General features: G+C 60.6%; 17 protein-coding genes and 1 riboswitch. Of the genes, 13 read left to right on the plus strand and 4 right to left on the minus strand.

The window, feature by feature from the left end:
- Window positions 1–8: 8 nt before the first annotated feature.
- The 4 genes from QP941_RS08305 to QP941_RS08320 are packed head-to-tail and all read right to left on the minus strand — an operon-like array spanning window position 9 to window position 5,045.
- Window positions 9–1,397: a type III PLP-dependent enzyme domain-containing protein gene (locus tag QP941_RS08305; protein ID WP_284868652.1), complete on the minus strand. Its 1,389-nt coding sequence runs from the start codon at window positions 1,395–1,397 to the stop codon at window positions 9–11.
- Window positions 1,394–2,695: an FAD/NAD(P)-binding protein gene (locus tag QP941_RS08310; RefSeq protein ID WP_284868653.1), complete on the minus strand. Its 1,302-nt coding sequence runs from the start codon at window positions 2,693–2,695 to the stop codon at window positions 1,394–1,396. Before QP941_RS08310 ends, QP941_RS08305 begins: the two co-directional genes overlap by 4 nt.
- Complete coding sequence (locus tag QP941_RS08315; RefSeq protein WP_502869205.1) at window positions 2,692–3,699, minus strand: pyridoxal-phosphate dependent enzyme; 1,008 nt, start codon at window positions 3,697–3,699, stop codon at window positions 2,692–2,694. Before QP941_RS08315 ends, QP941_RS08310 begins: the two co-directional genes overlap by 4 nt.
- Window positions 3,700–3,740: 41 nt before the next feature.
- Complete coding sequence (locus QP941_RS08320; protein WP_284868655.1) at window positions 3,741–5,045, minus strand: cryptochrome/photolyase family protein; 1,305 nt, start codon at window positions 5,043–5,045, stop codon at window positions 3,741–3,743.
- A 313-nt stretch (window positions 5,046–5,358) separates the two neighbouring features.
- Here QP941_RS08320 and rplJ point away from each other — a divergent pair, with 313 nt between their 5' ends.
- From rplJ to tuf, 13 genes are all read left to right on the plus strand, one after another.
- Entirely contained in the window at window positions 5,359–5,880 is a 522-nt protein-coding gene (gene rplJ / locus QP941_RS08325; RefSeq protein WP_284768303.1) for a 50S ribosomal protein L10, read from the plus strand.
- A gap of 88 nt (window positions 5,881–5,968) precedes the next feature.
- Window positions 5,969–6,358 carry a 50S ribosomal protein L7/L12 gene (gene rplL, locus QP941_RS08330; RefSeq protein ID WP_023020528.1) on the plus strand — a complete coding sequence of 130 codons (390 nt, stop codon included), beginning with the start codon at window positions 5,969–5,971 and terminating at the stop codon, window positions 6,356–6,358.
- A 286-nt stretch (window positions 6,359–6,644) separates the two neighbouring features.
- Entirely contained in the window at window positions 6,645–7,661 is a 1,017-nt protein-coding gene (gene pgfA, locus QP941_RS08335; RefSeq protein ID WP_284868656.1) for a cell envelope lipid trafficking protein PgfA, read from the plus strand.
- Window positions 7,662–8,045: 384 nt separating this feature from the next.
- Window positions 8,046–11,540: a DNA-directed RNA polymerase subunit beta gene (gene rpoB, locus QP941_RS08340; RefSeq protein ID WP_005322877.1), complete on the plus strand. Its 3,495-nt coding sequence runs from the start codon at window positions 8,046–8,048 to the stop codon at window positions 11,538–11,540.
- Between the two features lie 106 nt (window positions 11,541–11,646).
- A complete protein-coding gene (locus QP941_RS08345) occupies window positions 11,647–15,642 on the plus strand; it encodes a DNA-directed RNA polymerase subunit beta' (RefSeq protein ID WP_284868657.1) in 3,996 nt (1,331 codons plus the stop codon).
- A gap of 169 nt (window positions 15,643–15,811) precedes the next feature.
- Window positions 15,812–15,944, plus strand: a riboswitch (TPP riboswitch).
- Window positions 15,934–16,548 carry an ECF transporter S component gene (locus QP941_RS08350; protein WP_284868658.1) on the plus strand — a complete coding sequence of 205 codons (615 nt, stop codon included), beginning with the start codon at window positions 15,934–15,936 and terminating at the stop codon, window positions 16,546–16,548. (Overlaps the previous riboswitch by 11 nt.)
- A 14-nt stretch (window positions 16,549–16,562) precedes the next feature.
- Complete coding sequence (locus QP941_RS08355; protein ID WP_284868659.1) at window positions 16,563–17,990, plus strand: ABC transporter ATP-binding protein; 1,428 nt, start codon at window positions 16,563–16,565, stop codon at window positions 17,988–17,990.
- The gene (locus tag QP941_RS08360; RefSeq protein WP_250411672.1) at window positions 17,983–18,753 is read left to right on the plus strand and encodes an energy-coupling factor transporter transmembrane component T family protein; all 771 of its coding nucleotides are present in this window, start codon (window positions 17,983–17,985) and stop codon (window positions 18,751–18,753) included. The genes QP941_RS08355 and QP941_RS08360 overlap by 8 nt, the downstream gene beginning before the upstream one ends.
- A 26-nt stretch (window positions 18,754–18,779) precedes the next feature.
- Entirely contained in the window at window positions 18,780–19,331 is a 552-nt protein-coding gene (locus QP941_RS08365) for an isopentenyl transferase family protein (protein WP_284868660.1), read from the plus strand.
- 232 nt (window positions 19,332–19,563) lie between these two features.
- The gene (gene rpsL, locus QP941_RS08370) at window positions 19,564–19,935 is read left to right on the plus strand and encodes a 30S ribosomal protein S12 (RefSeq protein ID WP_005322866.1); all 372 of its coding nucleotides are present in this window, start codon (window positions 19,564–19,566) and stop codon (window positions 19,933–19,935) included.
- Between the two features lie 6 nt (window positions 19,936–19,941).
- Window positions 19,942–20,409, plus strand: coding sequence for a 30S ribosomal protein S7 (gene rpsG, locus QP941_RS08375; protein ID WP_005322865.1), 468 nt, complete (start codon window positions 19,942–19,944; stop codon window positions 20,407–20,409).
- 323 nt (window positions 20,410–20,732) lie between these two features.
- A complete protein-coding gene (gene fusA, locus QP941_RS08380; protein WP_284868661.1) occupies window positions 20,733–22,862 on the plus strand; it encodes an elongation factor G in 2,130 nt (709 codons plus the stop codon).
- 391 nt (window positions 22,863–23,253) lie between these two features.
- Window positions 23,254–24,444 (plus strand): elongation factor Tu, encoded by a 1,191-nt coding sequence (gene tuf / locus QP941_RS08385; RefSeq protein WP_284766029.1) that lies wholly within the window; start codon window positions 23,254–23,256, stop codon window positions 24,442–24,444.
- The last annotated feature ends 158 nt before the right edge of the window (window positions 24,445–24,602 follow it).

Here is a 24,602-nt window from a genome sequence, read left to right on the forward strand (position 1 = left end):
GCCTGCAGCTACACGGCGTCAATATCGTCTGGCACCCAATCGCCGCCATCGAAGTAGACGTTGCGTGCCAAAGGAATTTGGTGCGAAGCAGACTCCAGGATGTGCATAAAATATCCGGCTGTATTCGGAATGGCAAGGGTATCTCCCACGGCAATGCCATCCGGGAAGTCCAGTTCGCGGCGCAGGATAACCTCATCTTCAATGCAGTAGGCACCCACCACAAAGCCGGTGCGTGGCTCGCGGGAGATTTCCTCTACTGGGCCGGCCGTAGGTACCAGCAGGGGGTCGAGCAGGATGTCATCCGCGGCGGTCCGGCATTGGGTGCGATTCATCGCCACGCCGATAAGGGGCAGGCCATCAGAGCGTTCTTTGAGGAAGCTCACCTCGGTGAGGATAACTCCGCAGCCGTCGAGGAGGCTGCGGCCGGGCTCCAGGTGAAGTGCGATGTCCCGCTCGCGCAGCGCCGTGCCAGCGGTGCCGTAGCCAAGCACCTCGCCGGAGAGGAGCTGGTCTAGCCACTGACCGCGGGTCGGCTCCTGCCAGAAGGGGTAAGTATTGGAGAGCGGATCCGCTTTCCACGTGAACGGCTCACCGGTACCAGCGCGTTGGGAGGCGATGCGCTCGAGGTAATTCTCCCACTGCTCGCGGGATTCTAGGTAGCTCATGGGTACGCCGCCGCCGATATCGATGAAACTAGCGGGCTGGCCTAATGCGCGTACGTGCTCGACCAAAGCAATAGCCTCTGCAAGGGCGGTTCGGCGGTCGGCCTCGCTATAGCCATGCAGGTGCACGTGGACGCCCACAACACGAAGCTCCTGTGGCCACTCGGCTTGCCGCCATGCCGGCAGCCTCTCCCCGAAGCGGGTGGGAGGTAAGGAGTCCGGATCTGGAGCCAGGCGTGGCGCCACGCGCGCGGTGGTGTCTAAATCCCGCGCGATGGCGGCGATGCGGCGGGACTCGGCGCGAGAATCACAAGAGATAGTAACTCCCCGCGAAACCGCGAGGCGGAGCAAGCCATCTGTTTTGATAGCGGCGCTGAGGATGATGCGCTCTGGGGCGACACCGCGGTCGAGCACTTGGCGGAGCTCGTTCTCGCTGGCTACATCCACCCCGAGCCCGGCATCGCGTGCAGCATCGACAAAGCACAGCGCCTTATTGGCCTTGCGTGCGAAAAACACCTGAGTCTTTACGCCGTGGGAAGCGCCCGCATCGAGTAACTCCTGGGCATTGTGGCGCAGCGGAGCGGGATTCAACACGTTCACCGGAGAACCGTAGCGCGAGGTCAATGCGCTGACGTGCTGCGGGTTTTCGACGAGCCCACGCATCCATCGTTCCCACCGGGCCCGCAAGGGGACGGTGCCGTGGACGGGTAGTGGTTCTACAGGGGTGGTGGTCATGGGTTTCCTACTTTCTCCGCCCAGCGGGGGATGTCATCGTGCACGGAACGGTTAAGGGAGTCATGGCCGGGCAGGGAGAGTTCATTCATCCGGCCAATTTCCACCACGCCAGCAACGTCGTGGAAGGGGGAGGGGGTGGCTTGGGGAGCAACGGTGGCGTCAATAAGCAGGTCCACGCCGCCCTTTTCCCGCCAGGAATCTATCTGCTCAGGCGTGCCGAGGTAGTCGGTATTTACCACACCGGAGTGGATCAGCTCGAGCAGACGCCTAGCTGTGACCGGTGGCGGACCAAAAGCCACGCGCTCAAGGGTGCGTGAAAGTTCGCGGAAGCCGGGCATGGGGCCATGCGCCTTGTGCCAATCGACGCAGTCTTGGAAAACCCCGCGAAACGCGGCACCCACGGCCGCGGCTGGGGTGAGCGGACCGCTACCTTCGGCCGCACGTAGGGAAGCCTCGAGCTCAGCGACGGCATCGCCGGTGAAATCCTGGCCATCGATAACGGCGGCGAGGTCCGCTGTTGAGAAGTCACCGAACTCGCCTGCAGCCCCAATGAGGATCTCACGCAGCTCCGCAGCGTTGTCGATATGCGCGCAGGCCTGCCGCCACCGCGGTGATACCTCCGGCAGCGGTGTCTCCGGAGAGGGCTTTACCTCCATGAAGCGCCCGCTGCGGCTAACCGGGTAGATGGTTTCGGCGGTATCGCCATATAGCAGGCATACATCGATGAAGCTCAAGGCGGCACCGCGTACGCCGATTCGCTGTGCGGAGCTGGGGAGATCGGCACCGAAGTAGAGACCGGTGACCGGTACGCAGGAGGCCTCATAGGCCAAAGAACCTGCGTGGAGATGGTCGTGGCCGGTGCAGACTAGAACCTCGTCAAAGGGGGCGCCATCGACCATGAACCCTTCTCCTTCGGCGCCTACCGCGGTCACGCGGTGCGGCAGGTGCCGGATGCGAACGTGGGCCGGTGCGCGGCGCACTGCTGCGGACCAGGTATCGGTGAGGAATTGGCCCACCTGGGCCCGCGGCGGGAAAGCATCGGTGGTGACTTCACCGCGGCGGGTGCGCCAGGCGTTGAAACTATCGTGGGCCGTGGTGACGATGGCGCAGTTGACGTTGAGGCGCCACTGCGGCGGCTGCTGCGGGCGGTAGACAGCGCCCGCACCGGCGGGGTAGGGATCAAAGACGGTGACATCGAGTGGAACGCGGGCGCGCTCGATGAGTTCCTCGACGGCCCACAGGCCACGCGGGCCACCTCCAATGATGGCAATGCGGCGGGCAGAACGAGAAGAGGTCACTGCGCCGACCCCTCGATGCGCGCGGCTAGTTCAGCGGGCGAAATGTCGAAGTTTTCGCACACCCAGGAGTCGTTATAAATGGTGTCCAGGTAAGGCTGGCCGGCGTCGTGCAGCACGGCAACCACTTCGGCCCCTGCCGGTAGGGAGGGTGCGAGGCGTTGGAAGGCGGCGATGACGGCACCGCCGGAAGCGCCGGGCAGTAGGCCCTCTGCTTGAGCGAGCTGTCGGGCAGCAACGATGGCATCGAGATCCGGAACCCGCTCCACGGAAGAAGGCGAAAACTTGGTGGATAGATCGGTTACGATTCCGGCGCCGTAGCCAGGCAGCATGCGGGTGCCGCGCTCACCGCCAAAAAGCACGGAGCCTTCCGCATCAACGCCGATTGTGTGGGTATCGGCACCGATCTCAGAGAGCTTGCGTACGCAGCCGCCAAGGGTTCCGGTGGTGCTCATAGCCACGAGCAGATGGCTGGGCGCCTGACCGAGCTGGTCCACAATCTCCGCCATGGTGCCCTCCGCGTGGGCGTGGAAGGCCGCTTCATTGGAATACTGGTTGAGGTTGAAAGAATCGGGGATCTCTTCCAAAAGCTCGGCCACGCGGGTGCGGCGGGCGGTGAGCCAATCACCGGTTTCTGGATCGGGGTGGTCGAGCAATTCCACGTGTGCGCCGTAGGCCCGCATGGTAGCCACCGTGGAGGCGTTGACCCGCGGATCCACCACGCAATGGAACTTCATCCCCTGGAGCGGGGCTTGGCGAGCTAGAGCCATGCCCAGATTGCCGGAGGAAGATTCCACCAGCGTCGAACCCGGGCGGATATCGCCGGCAGTAAGCGCCGCCTGGATCAGTGCTCGTGCCGTCCGGTCTTTGGCAGAACCGCCGAGGTTGAATTGTTCGAGTTTGAGATAGAGGTGGACATCCGGCCGGGGACTAATCGCTTCCACTCGCATGAGCGGGGTATTGCCAATGGGCGGGTGCGCTTGAGAATGAATCCTGGGGCTCATCATTGGCTCCATGGTAGACCTTTACGTCCACCTTTTCCGCCGGCTCAGTCCTTGATCTCCGCATAGGCATCGAGCGCGGCTTGGCGCGATTCCTGCAGGTCCACGATGGGCGGGGCGGACAGCGCCGGCGCCCAGCGGCGCACGTACTCGCCCTTAGGGTCGAAGCGCTGGGCCTGCGTTTCGGGGTTGAAGATGCGAAAGAAGGGCGCGGCATCATCGCCGCAGCCGGCCACCCACTGCCAATTAAACGGGTTGGAGGCAGCATCGGCGTCCACCAAGGTGTCCCAGAACCACTCCTCGCCCAGGCGCCAGTGGATGCCCAGGTTCTTGGTGAGGAAGGAGCCCACCACCATGCGCACGCGATTGTGCATGTACCCGGTGGCCCAGAGCTCGCGCATTCCGGCGTCGACAAGCGGAATGCCCGTAGTGCCGGCCTGCCAGTCCTTGAGCCGTGGGTCATCCCAGGACCAGTCGAAGCGGTCGAATTTCTCCCGCACGTTCTCGGTCGCGAGATTGGGCAGGTGGTAGAGGCGGTGCCAGGCAAAGTCGCGCCACAACAGCTCGGAGTGGAACTTTGCGGCTCCTGGCTCCTCGGCCGCAGCGAACCACACCTCGCGCGGGGAGACCTCGCCAAAGCGCAGGTGGGGCGAGAGTAGGGAGGTGGCATTGAGCGCGGGGATATCGCGCTCCTCGGCATAGTTGGGCAAGTCCAGCTGGGCTAGTCGCTCTCGCGCGCCGGTCTCGCCGGGCGTCCAGTGCTCGGCCAGGGATGCGGCCCATGCCGGTTCGGTGGGCTGGGACCAGGCAGATGCACTGCTTGCCGACGCCCCCATTTCCGGCACCCCCTCTGGCTCATCTCCCGCCACCTGGGAGGCGGCGGCCTTGGAGAAAGGAGTAAAGACCTTATAGGGCTGGCCCTGGCCATTGGTGACCTCCCAGGGCTCCACCAGGGTGAAGCCGGGCGAGGACGTCGCGGTGATGCCCTGGGAGGCCAAGGTTTCCTTGACGGTGGCATCGACCTCGCGCAGCGGGCCGTGGTAGCGGCGGGTCCACGTGACGGTGGTGGCGCCCAGTTCGGCGGCGAGGCGGGGGATTTCCTCGCGGGCATCGCCGGCGGCGCGAATGAGTTCTACGCCGTGGTCGGCAAGGTCGCGGGCGAGGGCGTAGAGGGAACGTTCGCGCCACCACGTGGTCGCGCCGCCCAGCGGGCGGGTGCCGGGATAGGCGGGCTCGTCGAGGACGACGGCGATCAAGGGGGCGTCGCCAAGCGAGGCGGCCTCGGCCGCGCGGGAAAGGGCCTGGTTATCGTGCAGGCGCAGGTCATCGCGGAACCACATCAGGCTGGTCATAGCGGCCATGCTACGCGGAGCACACGGCGATTTGGAGAAACCGAAGTGGGGAGGTAGTGTTTTCCACGAAGTTTGAACGGCCACTTCACGGCCGAGTCAAAGTTCACCGAAGACCGTTGGTCATCCATTTGGATCGAAGGTTCTCCATCCTAGGAGGCGGCCCACGCAGGAGACACTTTGCGATTATTCGCGGCATTCTCTTATGTCGCGCGCCCTGTGCTCTTGCACGGGGCTTTTGTTGTTTCGGGCAACCGAAGCGAGGAAGGCCCCGGCGGAATAATAAAAGAGATGTTTTGGAAGGAGGCGAGAGACAATGGCAAACCCAAAGAACACTGCAGACTTGGCAGAGCTGAAGGAGAAGCTGGCTGGCGCTAACTCTGTCGTATTGACCGAGTACCGCGGCCTGACCGTATCCCAGCTGCAGGAGCTGCGTAACGATCTGGGCTTTGACGTTGAATACTCCGTCGCCAAGAACACCCTTTTCAAGATCGCTGCCAAGGAAGCTGGCATCGAAGGTCTTGATGATTTGCTGACTGGCCCGACCGCAATTGCGTTCATCAAGGGCGAGGCAGTGGATGCTGCGAAGGTCATCACCAAGTTTGCTGATGACAACAAGGCACTCGTCATCAAGGGTGGCTACATGGACGGCAACGCACTGTCTGCCGACCAGGTTGAGGCCATCGCCAAGCTGGACAACCGCGAGACCACCCTCGCAAAGCTGGCTGGCGCTATGAAGGGTTCTATGGCGAAGGCAGCCGCTCTCTTCAACGCTCCTGCAACCAAGGCTGTACGCACCGTCGCAGCTCTGCAGGACAAGAAGGAAGCAGAAGCTTAAGTCGTCACAACAGACGCACAATTACAACACCGTGTGCGCGGCATAAATCACGCGCAGCGCACACACAACACAGAAAGGACTTGCCATCATGGCTAAGCTCACCAAGGACGAGCTCATTGAAGCTTTCAAGGAAATGACCCTCATCGAACTGTCCGAGTTCGTTAAGGAATTTGAAGAGGTATTCGACGTTGAGGCTGCTGCTCCGGTTGCTGCTGTTGCAGCTGGCGCTCCGGCTGAGGGCGGCGCTGCTGCCGCTGAGGAGAAGACCGAGTTCGACGTCGTTCTGACCGACGCTGGCGCTAAGAAGATTGGCGTTATTAAGGCTGTCCGCGAGATCGTCTCCGGCCTGGGCCTGAAGGAAGCTAAGGAAATGGTCGAGGGTGCTCCTAAGGCTATCCTCGAGGGCGCTTCCAAGGACGACGCTGAGGCTGCTAAGACCAAGCTGGAAGAGGCTGGCGCTTCCGTCGAGCTCAAGTAATTTCACTGAGCTTTACGCTTTCAAACCCCCACTTCTATCGCTCTACGCGGTGGAGGATGGGGGTTTCCTCGTTTTGTGCCTTGGCGGATTCTTCCTGTCACAGTGATTGAACTGTGCGGGGGAGGTCGCGCCCTATAAAGCGGCCGCGTTGGGCGCCGTAGGTGGCACGACTTCCGGAGGATTGTGGCCGCAATATGGGTTTCTTTGTGCCGGAAGGATGGTAGGGAGGGCACCGCGGGCCTGTAGAAACAAGGAATCACCGCCAAGGGCTGTAGAATTAGCCCCCATGCTGCCCAAGTCCCGCATTTTTTCCGTCCTGCTCTTAGGCCTCGGCGTCGCGCTCATCGCCGCCGGTATTGTGGCGCCGGCGTTTTTGGATTACTCCCCGCGGCTGCCGCTGAACCTGAAAAACAGTACGTGGACACTGCGCGATGATTCTGCGGATTCGCAGCAGCTGTCCAAGGACGGCACTACGCCGTATTCGGGCCCCATGACGTACCAAATCAACATGGATATCCAAGAGCCCTCGGACGATGAGAAGGCCACCGTGCGCATCGGTGAGACCCGCATGCGCGGCGAGGGGGAGGGCCTCAATGATCTAAGCCAGGCCCAGGTGTGGAGCTATCCCGTGGACCGTCTGAGCGGCGAGGCGGCGGGGGAGGCCACGTTGAGCCACACGCTTGCGACCCCGCCCGACACGGTGACTGTGGACGGCTATTGGCTCAAGTTCCCAGCGGACGCAGAGAAGACTAACTACCCTGTCTTTGATCCGACGCTGCGCAAGGCCGTCGATGCGGTCTTTGAAGAAGAGACCACGATGGACGGCCGCACGGTCTACCGCTACCACCAAGAAATTGAGCCGACCAACGTGGCGCAGCTGTATGCGGCCGATGGAAATACCACCAGCCTGCCCAAGGAAGGCGGCGGCGAGGAGCAGGGCTACCTGACCCACTCCGGCAGCCGCGACTTTTACGTGGATCAACAAACCGGCCTCGTGGTGGGCATGGAAATGGACATCGATGATTACTACGCGGACCGCGAGGGCGTGAGCCGCGAGCGTGCCTTCGTCTTTAATGGCTCTACCTCAGAAGAGGACCAGCAGGCGCTGCTCAAAGAGGCGGCAGATTTCCCGCGCGACCGCGTAGCGGAGATCGTGCGGTGGGTTGCCATCGGCCTCGGCGCACTTTTAGCCCTGCTCGGAATCATTGGCGCACTCGGCCTATTTGGCGGCAAGAATAAGCATGCTCGCTCGCGCCATAACCGTGGACGCGTCGGCGGCAACGCGGTTCCGGCCAGCCGCTAAAAGCGCAGTTAAGATACTTATTCGCCACCAGGTTTGCGGTGTGGCGAGAATTTAGTGGTAGGGTGCACGGTGGTTGTCGCGCACAGTGGCGCGACGTGGACGCGTTAGCGCCGCGGCGAGCACGAGCTTGCCCCCTAGCGCGGTAGCGACACGCCCCAAGAGTGGTGTGTCTTTACATGGCAGGTCTTTTCCTATAAGCTGTTTCGTTGCGCTGGAATCTGGATCTTCGGTGCACATTTAGCCTTTCAGGCCGGTGATGGCAAAACCGACTTGACAAGGTGATTTTGTGCATTCTGAACCCAGACACTCCACAGCAGACCGAATGCTAGAATTACCAGCGGTTTTGCGGCTCGTCGGCCAGGGCGAGCAGGCAATCCGCGTGAGGTGCTGGAAGGACCCATCTTGGCAGTCTCCCGCCAGACCAAGTCAGTGGCCAATATCCCCGGAGCCCCGAAGCGATACTCGTTTGCAAAAATCAGCGAGCCTATCGCCCTGCCGGGTCTCCTTGACGTACAACTTGATTCCTTTGATTGGCTCGTCGGCGCGCCGGAGTGGCGCGAGCGCGAGCAGGCTGAGCGCGGCGATGACGCCCGCGTGACGAGTGGCCTCGAGGACATCCTCGAAGAGCTCTCGCCGATTGAGGACTACTCGGGCAATATGTCCCTGTCCTTGTCGGAGCCGCGCTTTGAGCCGGTGAAGAACACCGTGGATGAGTGCAAGGAAAAGGACATCAACTACTCCGCGCCGCTGTACGTGACCGCAGAGTTTATTAATAACGACACCCAAGAGATTAAGTCGCAGACCGTCTTCATCGGCGATTTCCCGATCATGACGGATATGGGCACGTTCATCGTGAACGGTACCGAGCGCGTCGTCGTCTCTCAGCTGGTGCGCTCCCCGGGCGTGTACTTCGATCGCTCGATCGATAAGTCCACCGAGCGCCCGCTGCACTCCGTGAAGGTTATTCCTTCCCGCGGTGCATGGTTGGAGTTCGACGTCGACAAGCGCGACACCGTTGGCGTGCGCATTGACCGCAAGCGCCGCCAGCCGGTAACCGTGCTGCTGAAGGCACTGGGCTGGAGCGAGGAGCAGATCAAGGATCGCTTCGGCTTCTCCGAGCTCATGATGTCCACCCTGGAGTCTGACGGTGTAGCGAACACCGATGAGGCACTGCTGGAGATTTACCGCAAGCAGCGCCCAGGCGAACAGCCCACCCGCGAGCTGGCTCAGTCCTTGCTGGATAACTCCTTCTTCCGTGCAAAGCGTTACGACCTGGCTAAGGTCGGCCGCTACAAGGTCAACCGCAAGCTGGGGCTCGGCGGCGACCACGATGGTCTGATGACCCTGACCGAGGAAGACATTGCCGTCACCCTCGAGTACCTGGTCCGCCTGCACGTAGGCGAGCGCGAGATGAAGGCACCGAACGGTGAGATGATCGCCCTGCACACGGACGACATCGACCACTTTGGTAACCGTCGCCTGCGCACCGTAGGTGAGCTCATCCAGAACCAGGTCCGCGTCGGCCTGTCCCGCATGGAGCGCGTTGTGCGCGAGCGCATGACCACCCAGGACGCGGAGTCCATCACTCCGACCTCCCTGATTAACGTGCGCCCGGTCTCTGCTGCTATCCGCGAGTTCTTCGGTACCTCGCAGCTGTCCCAGTTCATGGACCACAACAACTCGCTGTCCGGCCTGACCCACAAGCGTCGCCTGTCCGCGCTGGGCCCAGGCGGCCTGTCTCGTGAGCGCGCCGGCATTGAGGTGCGAGACGTTCACGCTTCTCACTACGGCCGTATGTGCCCGATTGAGACCCCTGAGGGCCCGAACATTGGCCTGATTGGTGCGCTGGCGTCCTATGCCCGCGTGAATGCTTTCGGCTTCATTGAGACCCCGTACCGCAAGGTTGTGGACGGCAAGATCACCGACCAGGTGGAGTACCTCACCGCCGATGAAGAGGACCGCTTTGCAATTGCTCAGGCCGAGGTCGAGCAGGACGCAGAGGGCAACCTCACCGGCGAGCGTATTGAGGTCCGCCTGAAGGACGGCGACATCGGGCTTACCGACGCCGCCGGTGTGGACTACGTCGACGTCTCCCCGCGCCAGATGGTTTCCGTGGGTACCGCCATGATTCCGTTCTTGGAGCACGACGATGCTAACCGTGCCCTGATGGGTGCGAACATGCAGAAGCAGGCAGTGCCGCTGGTGCGCTCCGAGGCCCCGCTGGTTGGTACCGGCATGGAGCAGCGCGCTGCGTACGACGCTGGCGACGTTGTCATCACCCCGAAGGCCGGTGTGGTCGAGAACGTCACCGCTGATGTCATCACCATCATGGATGATGAGGGCCAGCGCGATACCTACATCCTGCGTAAGTTCGAGCGCACCAACCAGGGCACCAACTACAACCAGACCCCGCTGGTTTCCATGGGCGAGCGCGTTGAAGCCGGCCAGGTTCTGGCCGATGGCCCTGGTACCCACAATGGTGAGATGTCCCTCGGCCGCAACTTGCTGGTTGCCTTCATGCCGTGGGAAGGCCACAACTACGAGGACGCCATCATCCTCAACCAGCGCATCGTGGAGGAGGACATCCTGACCTCCGTCCACATCGAGGAGCACGAGATCGATGCCCGCGATACCAAGCTGGGCGCCGAGGAAATCACCCGCGAGATCCCGAACGTCTCCGAGGACGTCCTGAGCGACCTGGACGAGCGCGGCATCATCCGCATCGGTGCCGACGTCCGCGCCGGCGACATCCTGGTGGGTAAGGTCACCCCGAAGGGTGAGACCGAGCTGACCCCGGAGGAGCGCCTGCTGCGCGCCATCTTCGGCGAGAAGGCCCGCGAGGTCCGCGATACCTCCATGAAGGTGCCGCACGGTGAGGTAGGCAAGGTCATTGGCGTTGCTCGCTTCTCCCGCGACGATGATGACGATCTGGCCCCTGGCGTCAACGAGATGATTCGTGTCTACGTTGCCCAGAAGCGCAAGATCCAGGACGGCGATAAGATGGCCGGCCGCCACGGCAACAAGGGTGTTGTGGGCAAGATCCTGCCGCCAGAGGATATGCCGTTCATGGAAGACGGCACCCCGGTGGACATCCTGCTTAACACCCACGGTGTGCCGCGTCGTATGAACATTGGCCAGGTCCTCGAGGTTCACTTGGGCTGGCTGGCACACGCTGGCTGGAAGGTCGATACCGAGGATCCGAAGAACGCCGAGCTGCTCAAGACCCTGCCGGAAGAGCTCTATGACGTGCCTGCGGATTCCTTGACCGCCACCCCGGTCTTCGACGGTGCTACCAACCACGAGATCGAGCGCCTGCTGGCTTCCTCCCGTCCTAACCGCGACGGCGATGTGCTGGTGGATGAGCATGGCAAGGCCACGCTTTTCGACGGCCGCTCGGGCGAGCCATACAAGTACCCGATCTCTGTCGGCTACATGTACATGCTCAAGCTGCACCACTTGGTCGATGAGAAGATTCACGCCCGTTCCACCGGTCCTTACTCCATGATTACCCAGCAGCCGCTGGGTGGTAAGGCCCAGTTCGGTGGCCAGCGCTTCGGCGAGATGGAGGTGTGGGCAATGCAGGCATACGGCGCTGCCTACACCCTGCAGGAGCTGCTGACCATCAAGTCCGATGACGTCGTTGGCCGCGTGAAGGTCTACGAAGCCATTGTTAAGGGCGACAATATTCCAGACCCGGGCATCCCTGAGTCCTTCAAGGTGTTGCTCAAGGAGCTGCAGTCCCTGTGCCTGAACGTGGAGGTTCTCTCCACCGACGGCACGCCGATGGAGCTGTCTGGCTCTGATGACGATGACATGGATAGCCCATCGCTTGGCATTAACCTGTCCCGCGATGAGGGCTCCTCCGCTGACATCGCCTAGTTAGTTTCTTGGTCCACCGCGGGGAAATCCCCGCGGCTGGGCATAAACGTTTCATTCATAGAAAGCCATCAATTCCTCGACAACGAGGATGAAAGGGAGACATTACGTGTTTGACGTAAATCTCTTCGACGAGCTCCGCATCGGTCTGGCCACCGCAGACGATATTCGTCGCTGGTCCAAGGGCGAGGTCAAAAAGCCTGAGACCATTAACTACCGCACCCTGAAGCCGGAGAAGGACGGCCTTTTCTGCGAGCGCATCTTCGGCCCTACCCGTGACTGGGAGTGCGCTTGTGGCAAGTACAAGCGCGTCCGCTACAAGGGCATCATCTGTGAGCGCTGTGGCGTTGAGGTGACCAAGTCCAAGGTTCGCCGTGAGCGCATGGGCCACATCGAGCTGGCTGCTCCGGTAACCCACATTTGGTACTTCAAGGGCGTTCCTTCCCGCTTGGGCTACCTGCTGGACCTGGCTCCGAAGGATCTCGAGCGCATCATCTACTTCGCAGCCAACATCATCACCTCCGTGGATGAAGAGGCTCGCCACAATGACCAGTCCACTCTGGAAGCAGAGATGCTTCTGGAGAAGAAGGACGTTGAGGACGATACCGAGTCCGAGATCGCAGAGCGCGCCTCCAAGCTGGAGTCTGACCTGGCTGAGCTGGAAGCAGCCGGTGCCAAGGCAGATGCCCGCAAGAAGGTCCAGAACGCTGCCGATAAGGAGATGCAGCACATCCGCGAGCGCGGTGAGCGCGAGATCGCCCGCCTGGATGAAATCTGGAACACCTTCATCAAGCTGGCTCCAAAGCAGATGATCATCGATGAGACCATCTACGAAGAGCTGGTTGACCGCTACGAGGATTACTTCACCGGCGGCATGGGTGCAGAAGCCATCCAGACCCTGGTCCGCAACTTCGACCTCGAGGCTGAGGCCGAGGAACTGCGCGAGATCATCAACAACGGCAAGGGCCAGAAGAAGATGCGTGCCCTGAAGCGCCTGAAGGTCGTTGCTGCCTTCCTGCGCTCCGGCAACGACCCAGCCGGCATGGTGCTGGACGCCATCCCGGTTATCCCGCCAGAGCTGCGCCCGATGGTGCAGCTGGACGGTGGCCGCTTCGCTACCTCCGACCTGAACGACCTCTACCGCCGCGTGATCAACCGCAATAACCGTTTGAAGCGCATGATCGACCTGGGTGCTCCAGAGATCATCGTGAACAACGAGAAGCGCATGCTGCAGGAGTCTGTGGACGCGCTCTTCGATAACGGCCGCCGTGGCCGTCCGGTTACCGGCCCGGGCAACCGTCCGCTGAAGTCCCTGTCTGACTTGCTCAAGGGCAAGCAGGGCCGCTTCCGCCAGAACCTGCTGGGTAAGCGCGTGGACTACTCCGGCCGTTCCGTTATTATCGTTGGTCCGCAGCTGAAGCTGCACGAGTGTGGTCTGCCGAAGCTCATGGCGCTCGAGCTGTTCAAGCCGTTCGTTATGAAGCGCCTGGTAGAAAATGACTACGCCCAGAACATCAAGTCCGCCAAGCGCATGGTTGAGCGCCAGCGCCCTGAGGTGTGGGACGTTCTGGAGCAGGCCATTTCTGAGCACCCAGTGATGCTTAACCGTGCACCTACGCTGCACCGCCTGGGTATTCAGGCCTTCGAGCCGAAGCTGGTTGAGGGTAAGGCTATTCAGCTGCACCCGCTGGCTTGTGAGGCGTTCAACGCCGACTTTGACGGTGACCAGATGGCAGTTCACCTGCCGCTGTCCGCTGAGGCACAGGCTGAGGCCCGCGTCCTGATGCTGGCGTCCAACAACATCCTGTCCCCGGCATCCGGTAAGCCGCTGGCCATGCCACGTCTGGACATGGTTACCGGCCTGTACTACCTGACCATGGACAAGTCCGAGGATGAGATCGGTGGCAACGGCCGCTTCCGCGAGGCAGAAGAGGACAAGCCAGCAACTGGTGTCTTCTCCTCCTACGCCGAGGCTCTCATGGCCTATGACCGCGGCACCGTTGGCCTGCAGGCCCCGATCAAGGTTCGCATCGATCACCTTCGCCCGCCGAAGGAGATCGAGGAAGAGCAGTTCCCAGATGGCTGGTCCAAGGGCCAGGCATGGATGGGCTACACCACCATCGGCCGCGTCATGTTCAACGAGCTGCTGCCATGGAACTACCCGTACCTCGAGGGCATCATGGTCCGTAAAGGCGGCGGCTCCGGCAACAAGGTTCTCATCGGTGACGTGGTCAATGACTTGGCCAATAAGTACCCGATGATCACCGTTGCTCAGGTGCTGGACAACATGAAGGATGCTGGCTTCTACTGGGCAACCCGTTCCGGCGTGACCATCACCATGTCTGACGTTCTGGTTCTGCCGAATAAGACCGAGATCCTTGAGTCTTATGAGAAGGAAGCAGAGCGCATCGAGCGCAAGTACTGGGAGCAGGGCGCCCTGACCGAGCGCGAGCGCTACGACCGCCTGGTTGAGCTGTGGAAGGACGCTACCGATACCGTCGGTGAGGCCGTCGAGAACATGTACCCGGACCACAACCCGATTCCGATGATTGTGAAGTCTGGTGCTGCCGGTAACATGCGTCAGATCTGGACGCTGGCCGGTATGAAGGGCATGGTTGTGAACTCGCACGGTGATTACATCACCCGTCCGATTAAGACCTCCTTCCGCGAAGGCCTGTCCGTGCTGGAGTACTTCAACAACTCCCACGGTTCCCGTAAGGGCCTGGCCGATACCGCACTGCGTACCGCTGACTCCGGCTACCTCACCCGTCGTCTGGTGGACGTGGCCCAGGACGTCATCGTCCGCGAAGAGGACTGTGGCACCCGCCAGGGTGTCCGCGTCCCAATCGGCGAGGAATCCGGCGACAAGGTTGTTCTCTCCGAGCTGTGGGAGACCTCCGCATCCGGCCGTGTTATCGCGACCGACGTCAAGGACGCCAACGGCGAGCTTGTGGCCGAGGCCGGCTCCGACCTCACCGAGGAGCTCACCCAGAAGCTGCTTGACGCAAAGGTTACCGAGGTCAAGGTTCGCTCCGTGCTGACCTGCCAGACCCCGGCCGGCGTTTGTGCTAAGTGCTACGGCAAGTCCATGGCTTCCGGCCAGCTTGTCGATATCGGCGAGGCCGTCGGCATTGTGGCTGCACAGTCCATTGGTGAGCCGGGTACCCAGCTGACCATGCGTACGTTCCACCAGGGTGGTGTCGGTGGCGATATTACCGGCGGTCTGCCGCGTGTTCAGGAGCTCTTCGAGGCCCGTAACCCGAAGAACCGCGCTCCAATCGCTTCCGTTGACGGCACCGTTTCCCTGTCCGATGAGGGCAACTTCTGGACCTTGACCATCACGCCGGATGACGGCTCTGATGATGTGGTTTATGAGAAGCTCTCCAAGCGTCAGGGCCTGGCTCAGGTTCGTCGCCCGATGGAGTCCAACCCGGACGCCATGATTGAGCGTTCGCTCAAGGACGGCGACCATGTTGAGACCGGTGACCGCCTGATGCGTGGTGCGGCTGACCCGCACGACGTGCTCGAGGTTCTCGGCCGCCGTGGCGTGGAGCAGCACCTCATCAACGAGGTTCAGGCTGTGTACCGTACCCAGGGTGTGGCTATTCACGATAAGCACATTGAGATCATCATCCGCCAGATGCTGCGCCGCGGTACCGTCATTGATGCGGGTACCACGGACTTGTTGCCGGGTAATCTCATTGACCTTTCTGAGGCTAAGCAGCTCAATGCTGCCCAGGTTGCAGAGGGCGGTGAGCCGGCTCAGCTGCGCTCGGAGATCATGGGTATTACCAAGGCTTCCTTGGCTACTGAGTCTTGGCTGTCCGCTGCATCGTTCCAGGAGACCACTCGCGTGCTTACCGACGCCGCTATTAATAAGCGCTCCGATAAGCTCATTGGCCTCAAGGAGAATGTCATCATTGGTAAGCTGATTCCGGCTGGTACCGGTATTTCTCGTTACCGCAATATCTCCGTTAAGCCGACCGAGGCTGCGCGCAATGCTGCATACTCGATTCCGACTTATGGCGATTCCATCTATGGCGATGACGGCTTCGGTGAATTCACCGGCGCTTCCGTCCCGCTGGATGAGGACTTCACCTTCTAACATGCAGTTCAATTTGCGTTAATGCGGGAAATAAATGGCCCCGCCTTCCTGAACGGTAGGAAGGCGGGGCTGTTTCGATGTCTAGGGCGCACCGCTAAACTGCTTTGCTAGTATGAATGCAGCTTTTGGCCAGCCACTTTAAAGGAGTGCGGCCTAAGTCATTGAAAACTGCACATTTCACGGGTGCTTGCGCGCTGCTCTGTTGTGCAGCTGTGTCGGGCTGAGATGCCACAGAAATTGTGGCGAACCGTTGAACCTGATCCGGATAATGCCGGCGAGAGGGAGGAAATTATGACTACTAATACACGTGTGTCCGCTGCCCCGAAGCGCAGCCTGAATTGGCGCGTGGTCGATATTGTGGTGGCATCCGTGTTGGGTGTGGCCTGTGGCTTTGTGTTCCTAGGGTGGAATGCGGTGGGCTATGCCTGGTTTGAGGCCATGGATGCCGTGACACCGGGTCTGGGGGGTATCGCTACGGGTATTTGGCTTATCGGTGGCGTGCTTGGTGGCCTGATTATTCGGAAGCCAGGTGCCGCCATCTATGTTGAGGTATTGGCCGCCACCGTATCGGCGGTGCTGGGCTCCCAGTGGGGCATTAGCACCTTGTACTCCGGCCTCGCGCAGGGCATTGGTGTGGAGATCATCCTGGCCATTTTCCTCTACCGTAAGTTTGGTCTGGGCGTGTCTATTTTAGCCGGCATGGCTGCCGGTTGGGGTGCTTTTGTTCTGGAGCTATTTCTCTCCGGCAACCTGGCGCGTAGCTTTGAATTCAAAGTTATTTACCTTGCTACGCTGAGCGTTTCCGGTGCTATTTTGGCCGGTGCGTTGGGCTACTTTGTGGTCAAGGCGTTGGCAAAGACCGGTGCTTTGGACCGCTTTGCCGCAGGCCGTGAACAGCGTGCTTAGGGCGAGTTGTTTCGGTGTCTGATTTTTCGACGCTGGCGGGAAACGCCACCAAGATAACCGCCCGAGGCTTTGGGTGGACCCATGCAGGGCGAAAGCAGCCGGCCTTGGCCGATATTGACTTGGTCATTGAGCCAGGTGAACGCGTGCTTCTCTGCGGCGACTCGGGATCGGGTAAGTCTACTTTGCTGGCTGCGATGGCTGGAGTGCTCGGCTCCGACGAGGAGGGCACCCGCACGGGCGAGATACTTCTGGAAGACTCCAGCGGCATGGTGGAGGAACCGGGGTGCTCCATCCCGGTAGGGCTGGTGCTCCAGGATCCGGATTCGCAGGTGATCTCCGCGCGTGTGGGGGACGATATTGCTTTTGGCTGCGAAAACCTGGCTTACCCGCGTGAGGAAATTTGGCGTCGAGTAGCGGCTGCCAAGGAGTTGGTGGGTCCTTTTGTACCGCTGGACTTTCCCACCGAGCGGCTCTCCGGTGGGCAGAAGCAGCGCTTGGCACTCGCCGGCGTCATCGCTATGGGGGCGGGCGTAGTGCTTCTCGACGAACCCACGGCCAACCTTGACCCCGCCGGCGCACGCGATGTGGTGCGCGCCGTGTCTAGGCTGGTGGAAGAAACCGGCGCGACGCTCGTGGTGGTAGAGCACCAGCACGCGGCGTGGGACGGCGTGCTCGACCGCGCAGTGGAGCTGGACCGCGGGCGCATCGTGGCCGACATTTCCTTCGCGGAGGTGGCCCGGCGACGCCAGGTTGCAGGATTGCCGCAGGCGCGCCGTATGGGCGAGGCCGAATTGGCAGGGCGCGACGCCGCGCTGTGGAGTACCGACCTCGTCACCCGCTATGGCCCGCCGCGCACGATTGCGCTGCCGGCGGGAGCATCCACGGTCATTACCGGGCCGAATGGCGCGGGTAAGTCCACCTGGTTGATGACCATGGCTGGGTTGCTGCCGGCTGAATCAGGTGAGATTGGGGTCGCTGATTTCGTACGTCGCGGGGTCAAGGGGTCGCCGCTACGCTGGAAATCGCGGGAGCTGGCGGACCGCATTGGCTTTGTCTTCCAGAATCCGGAGCACCAATTCGTCGCCCGCACGGTAGCCGAGGAGCTGCGCGTTGCGCCCAAGGTAATGCGCGTGGACCCGCCGGAGGAGAGGATCGCGCAGCTTGTGGAATCACTGCGGCTGGAGCATCTCTTGGAGGCCAACCCGTTTACGCTCTCGGGCGGCGAGAAACGGCGCCTGTCAGTGGCCACTGCCTTGGTGACCGCGCCGTCGGTGCTGCTTTTGGATGAGCCCACCTTTGGGCAAGACCCCCAGACCTTTGTGGAGCTGGTGCGCTTGCTGCGGCAATTGGCAGATGATGGCACCACCATCGCCTCGATTACCCATGACCCGCTATTTATCCAGGCCTTGGGGGATCACCGAGTGGAGGTTCACGGTGCCTAATCTTTTGCGCGGGGCTAACCCGCTTAGTCGCATCTTTTTGATGTTTATCTGGGTTACCCCACTATTGGCCTCCATTGACTGGGTTTCGGCTGCGGTGTCGCTGGCGTTGACGCTGACCTTCGCCCCGCTTTGCGGAGTGTCGTGGGTGCGGCTATTTAAGGCCGGTTGGTTCCTGTTTCTCATCGCGCCGATTTCCGGTATTTCCATGCTGTTATACGGCGAGCCAGGTGGCAAGGAGTATTTCAGTTGGTGGCTCATTGCGGTCACACAGAACTCGCTAACCCTCGCTATCGCCATTACGCTGCGCGTTTTTGCTGTGGCGCTGCCCATGGTGGTCTTAGCCCGCGATATTGATCCGACGGAGTTGGGGGATGCGCTCTCGCAGATCCTCAAGCTGCCCTCGCGCTTTGTTATTGGTGCGGTCGCCGGCGTGCGTATGATGACGCTCTTCCAGTCCGACTGGCAGTCGTTGGGGATGGCGCGCAGGGCGAGGGGGCTGACGGACGTCGGCAAGCTGCAGCATGTGCTGACCATGTCCTTCGGGCTCTTGGTGATTGCGCTGCGCCGCGGTGGCAAGTTGGCGACCGCCATGGAGGCGCGCGGTTTCGGCCGTACCCCGCCTGGCGGTGGGAAGCGCTCGTGGGCGCGTGAGTCGCGACTGCGGGCCCGCGATGGGTGGATTATGGCCTGCGGCGCCGTCCTTGCTTTCGTACCGGTGGTAGTTTCGGTACTCACTGGGGCCTGGAGATTCTTCGGCCTATAAACCGCGAAAGCAGTGATTAAGCGACCATGGACTTAGATAGCCAACAAGAGCGCCTTTTAGAGGACATCGTCAAGCTGGCCGCAGCCAGAAAGCGGGCCTTTAAGCCGGTGACCGTGCTTATCGACGGCCCCTCGGGCGCCGGCAAAACCTGGACCTCCGCCGCGCTGGCCGAGCGCACCAATTGGCGGGTGGTGCACCTCGATGAGTTTTATCCCGGCTGGCATGGCCTGGATAAGGGCTCGGGCATGGTGGCCGAGCAGGTTTTGCGCACCATGAACCCCGGTTACTGGCGCTGGGACTGGGAAGCAGGCGCCCCAGGGGACTGGGCCAGCTTGGATGTGCGCGATGATCTCATCGTGGAAGGCGTGGGCTCGGTAACCGCAGCCAATATTGCCGCGGCCAAGGAGAGGGGAGCGGTAGTGAGCGTGCTTATCGACGGCCCCCGTGACCAACGCCGCGAACGCGCCATCGCCCGCGAGCCTGGCTACGAGCCGTGGTTTGAAACGTGGGAGGAACAGGAAAAGGAGTACTTTGCTACCAAGGCCGCCGAGGCGGACCTGGTCTGGGAATGGTCCTAGCAGGAGGAAGCAGCCGATCGCGTTTTGTATTAAGCGCGGTCGGTTTGCTACTCTAAACGTCAGTTCACTATGCGTGTCATAATGGCGCGCGGTGAAGAGTCTGATCCTTAACAAGGCACCGGCCTTGGAAAGAGTTCTGGACATGCGGCAGCGCCCCGGGAAAGAGCGCCCATTTTTGCATGTTTGGTTCTTTTCTTTTGGTCTCGGTGCGATTCGACAGAAAGACTGTTAAATGCCAACTATTCAGCAGCTGGTCCGCAAGGGCCGCCACGATAAGCGTAAAGAGGTTTCCACCGCTGCGCTGAAGGGTTCCCCGCAGCGTCGCGGTGTGTGCACCCGCGTGTACACCACCACTCCTAAGAAGCCGAACTCCGCACTGCGTAAGGTTGCTCGTGTTCGCCTGACCACCGGTATTGAGGTTTCCGCCTACATTCCGGGTGAGGGCCACAACCTGCAGGAGCACTCCATGGTCCTCGTTCGCGGCGGCCGTGTGAAGGACCTTCCTGGTGTTCGTTACAAGATCATCCGCGGCGCTCTGGATACCCAGGGTGTCAAGGACCGTAAGCAGGCACGTTCCCGTTACGGCGCAAAGAAGGGACAGTAATAAACAATGCGTAAGAATGCTGCTCCGAAGCGTCCTGTAGTCAAGGACCCGGTATACAACTCCGAGCAGGTAACCATGCTCGTCAACAAGATCCTCCAGGACGGCAAGAAGTCCACCGCAGAGCGCATCGTTTACGGCGCTCTCGAGGCTTGCCGCGAGAAGACCGGTACCGATCCGGTTGGCACCCTGGAGAAGGCACTGGGCAACATCCGCCCAGACCTCGAGGTTCGCTCCCGCCGTGTCGGTGGCGCTACCTACCAGGTGCCGGTTGAGGTTCGCCCTGACCGCGCTAACACCCTGGCACTGCGCTGGATGGTGACCTTCACCCGCCAGCGTCGCGAGAACTCCATGATCGAGCGTCTCGCAAACGAGATCCTGGATGCCTCCAACGGCCTCGGCGCTTCCGTTAAGCGTCGTGAGGATACTCACAAGATGGCAGAGGCCAACCGCGCCTTCGCCCACTACCGCTGGTAATTTCAGCACCCACATCAATGGCCCAAGCAACGAGAAACAAGTTTCGCGCTGGCTGCCGGCAGTTTTCCTGCCGCGGCAACACAAAACTCCATATCTCTTGCTTGGGCCATTTTTTGCCCTAATGGGTGTGATCTCTGGGCGGTATACCTGCCCAGTCCAGCGGCATCGTGGAGTGTCCAGTACACTGAAGCGATGGAAGTCTAGGGGCAGGCTGCTCCGAGGACGGCCAAATAGTGGCAAAAATATACATGACCTTATCCATGCAGGCGTCATAGCCAGAAACCTGGTCACGGCGTCGACGACTATTAAGTTGGGGTATAAACGTGGCACAAGAAGTGCTTAAGGACCTGAACAAGGTCCGCAACATCGGCATCATGGCCCACATCGATGCTGGTAAGACGACGACCACCGAGCGTATTCTCTTCTACACCGGTATCAACCGTAAGGTGGGCGAGACCCACGACGGTGCTTCCACCACTGACTGGATGGCACAGGAGAAGGAACGCGGCATCACCATTACCTCCGCTGCCGTGACCTGCTTCTGGAACAACAACCAGATCAACATCATCGACACCCCGGGTCACGTTGACTTCACCGTTGAGGTTGAGCGTTCCCTCCGTGTTCTCGATGGCGCCGTCGCAGTCTTCGACGGTAAGGAAGGCGTTGAGCCGCAGTCCGAGCAGGTGTGGCGTCAGGCTGCTAAGTACGACGTTCCGCGTATCTGCTTCGTTAACAAGATGGACAAGCTGGGCGCAGACTTCTACTACACGGTTTCCACCATCGTTGATCGCCTGGGCGCTAAGCCGTTGGTTATGCAGCTGCCTATCGGCGCTGAGGATGACTTCGACGGCGTCGTTGACCTGCTGAACATGCAGGCTATCACCTGGCGCGGCAAGGTCGAGACCGGTGCTGAGCCTACCTACGAAGAGATCCCTGAGGACCTCAAGGACAAGGCTGCAGAGTATCGCGAGAAGCTGGTTGAGACCGTTGCTGAGTCCGATGAAGAGCTCATGGAGAAGTACTTCGGCGGCGAGGAGCTGACCATTGAAGAGCTCAAGGCCGGCATCCGTAAGCTGACCATCAACTCCGAGGTTTACCCGGTTTACTGCGGTACCGCTTACCGCAACAAGGGTGTGCAGCCGCTGCTGGACGCTGTTGTTGACTTCCTGCCTAACCCGCTGGACGTTGGCGAGGTTATCGGCCACGAGGTGGGCAACGAGGACAACCAGCTCACCCGTAAGCCTTCCGTGGAGTCTTCCTTCTCCGCACTGTCTTTCAAGATTGCAGCCCACCCGTTCTTCGGCCAGCTGAACTTCATCCGCGTGTACTCCGGCCAGGTAACCCCGGGTACCGAGGTTATGAACTCCACCAAGGGCAAGAAGGAGCGCATCGGTAAGCTCTTCCAGATGCACGCCAACAAGGAGAACCCTGTTGAGCAGGCAGACGCCGGCAACATCTACGCAGTTGTTGGCCTGAAGGAGACCACCACCGGTGACACCCTGTGTGACAAGGATGACCAGATCATCCTCGAGTCCATGGACTTCCCGGATCCGGTTATCAAGGTTTCCATCGAGCCGAAGACCAAGGCCGACCAGGAGAAGCTGGGTAACGCAATTCAGAAGCTGGCTGCTGAGGACCCAACCTTCACCGTTGAGCTGGATGAAGAGACCGGCCAGACCGTTATCGGCGGCATGGGCGAGCTCCACCTCGACGTTCTGGTTGACCGCATGAAGCGCGAGTTCAAGGTCGAGGCAAACATCGGTAACCCGCAGGTTGCATACCGTGAGACCATCCGCAAGAAGGTTGAGTCCATGGAATACACCCACAAGAAGCAGACCGGTGGTTCCGGCCAGTTCGCTAAGGTTATCTGCACCATCGAGCCGTACAACCCGGACCCAGAGACCCTGGAAGAGGGCGAGTCCGCAACCTACGCATTCGAGAATGCCGTTACCGGTGGCCGCGTTCCGAAGGAATACATTCCTTCCGTTGACGCTGGTATCCAGGACGCAATGCAGTACGGCTACCTGGCAGGCTTCCCGATGGTCAACATCAAGGCCACCCTGGAAGACGGCGCTTACCACGACGTTGACTCCTCCGAGATGGCCTTCAAGCTGGCCGGCTCCCAGGTCTTCAAGGAAGCAATGGCCAAGGCTAAGCCAGTTCTGCTCGAGCCGATGATGGCCGTTGAGGTTGTTACCCCTGAGGAGTACATGGGTACCGTTAACGGTGACATCTCCTCCCGTCGTGGCCAGGTCTTCGCTATGGATGACCGCTCCGGTGCGAAGGTTGTTAAGGCTAAGGTGCCGCTGTCCGAGATGTTCGGTTACATCGGTGACCTGCGTTCTTCCACCGCAGGCCGCGCAAACTTCACCATGGTCTTCGATTCCTACGCAGAGGTTCCTTCCTCCGTGGCACAGGAGATCATCGAGGAGCGCACCGGCGGCGCTAACTAAGCGCTAGCCCCGTCTCCTCCGCGGTTTAGTCGGGCTGGTACTCTTCGCCAGTAGATGCCAGACCCGCCGCGGGGCGGGACAACTGGGCCAGGGTAGCGGCGGGCTGAGTTTGCAGCTTGGGCCTCTAAGTTGTGAATTGAGCCGGCCGTTACCCTCCCAGGATCCTTTTCAAAGATTCTTGTCGAGGGAAATGGCCGCGATTTTTCGCGGGGTTACCTCCTATAACGGCGGTTTGAAAAAACCGCGACATAAATCTAGGATCGTGTAACTGGCACGTAAAGAAAGCGTCATTAGCGCTTTGCCCCACATACTGTGGGTCGGGTGCCAATGACAACTGTCAACCACGTGGCTGCGAAGGTCGTAGCCACCATATAGTCCAGGAGGACATACAGTGGCAAAGGAGAAGTTCGAGCGTACGAAGCCGCATGTGAACATCGGCACCATCGGACACGTCGACCACGGCAAGACCACCACCACCGCAGCGATCACCAAGGTTCTGGCTGACCAGTACCCTGAGGAGAACGAGGCATTCGCGTTCGACATGATCGACAAGGCTCCTGAGGAGAAGGAGCGCGGTATTACCATCAACATCTCCCACGTTGAGTACTCCACCCCGAAGCGCCACTACGCACACGTTGACGCTCCGGGCCACGCCGACTACATCAAGAACATGATTACCGGCGCTGCTCAGATGGACGGCGCTATCCTGGTTGTTGCTGCAACCGATGGCCCGATGCCGCAGACCCGCGAGCACGTTCTGCTTGCTCGCCAGGTTGGCGTTCCTTACATCCTCGTTGCACTGAACAAGTGCGACATGGTTGATGATGAGGAAATCATCGAGCTCGTTGAGATGGAGATCCGTGAGCTGCTCGCAGAGCAGGACTACGATGAGGAAGCTCCTATCGTTCACATCTCCGCTCTGAAGGCTCTCGAGGGCGATGACAAGTGGGTACAGTCCGTCGTTGACCTGATGGAAGCATGCGACAACTCCATCCCGGATCCGGAGCGCGCTACCGACCAGCCGTTCCTGATGCCTATCGAGGACATCTTCACCATTACCGGCCGCGGTACCGTTGTTACCGGCCGTGTTGAGCGTGGCCGTCTGAACGTCAACGAGGACGTTGAGATCATCGGTATCCAGGAGAAGTCCCAGACCACCACCGTTACCGGTATCGAGATGTTCCGCAAGATGATGGACTACACCGAGGCTGGCGACAACTGTGGTCTGCTTCTGCGTGGTACCAAGCGTGAGGACGTTGAGCGTGGCCAGGTTGTTATCAAGCCGGGCGCTTACACCCCGCACACCAAGTTCGAGGGTTCCGTCTACGTCCTGAAGAAGGAAGAGGGCGGCCGCCACACCCCGTTCATGAACAACTACCGCCCGCAGTTCTACTTCCGTACCACTGACGTTACCGGTGTTGTTAACCTGCCAGAGGGCACCGAGATGGTTATGCCTGGCGACAACGTTGAGATGTCCGTTGAGCTCATCCAGCCGGTCGCTATGGACGAGGGCCTGCGCTTCGCTATCCGTGAGGGCTCCCGCACCGTCGGCGCTGGCCGCGTTACCAAGGTTATCGAGTAATCGATACCCCGTAACCGCTCAGTAGAGCTTTAAAGAGTCCGCTCCACCTTCGGGTGGGGCGGATTTTTGATCTCTGGCCACGCCGAGTTCAGAGGGTCGTTGCAACACTTTCCCTTAGGAGGGTGTTGTTGTGTCTGAGATTATTGGCCCGTTTCATT

It is taken from the genome of Corynebacterium sp. MSK150 (assembly GCF_030229215.1).
In the GTDB taxonomy this organism is placed as follows: domain Bacteria; phylum Actinomycetota; class Actinomycetes; order Mycobacteriales; family Mycobacteriaceae; genus Corynebacterium.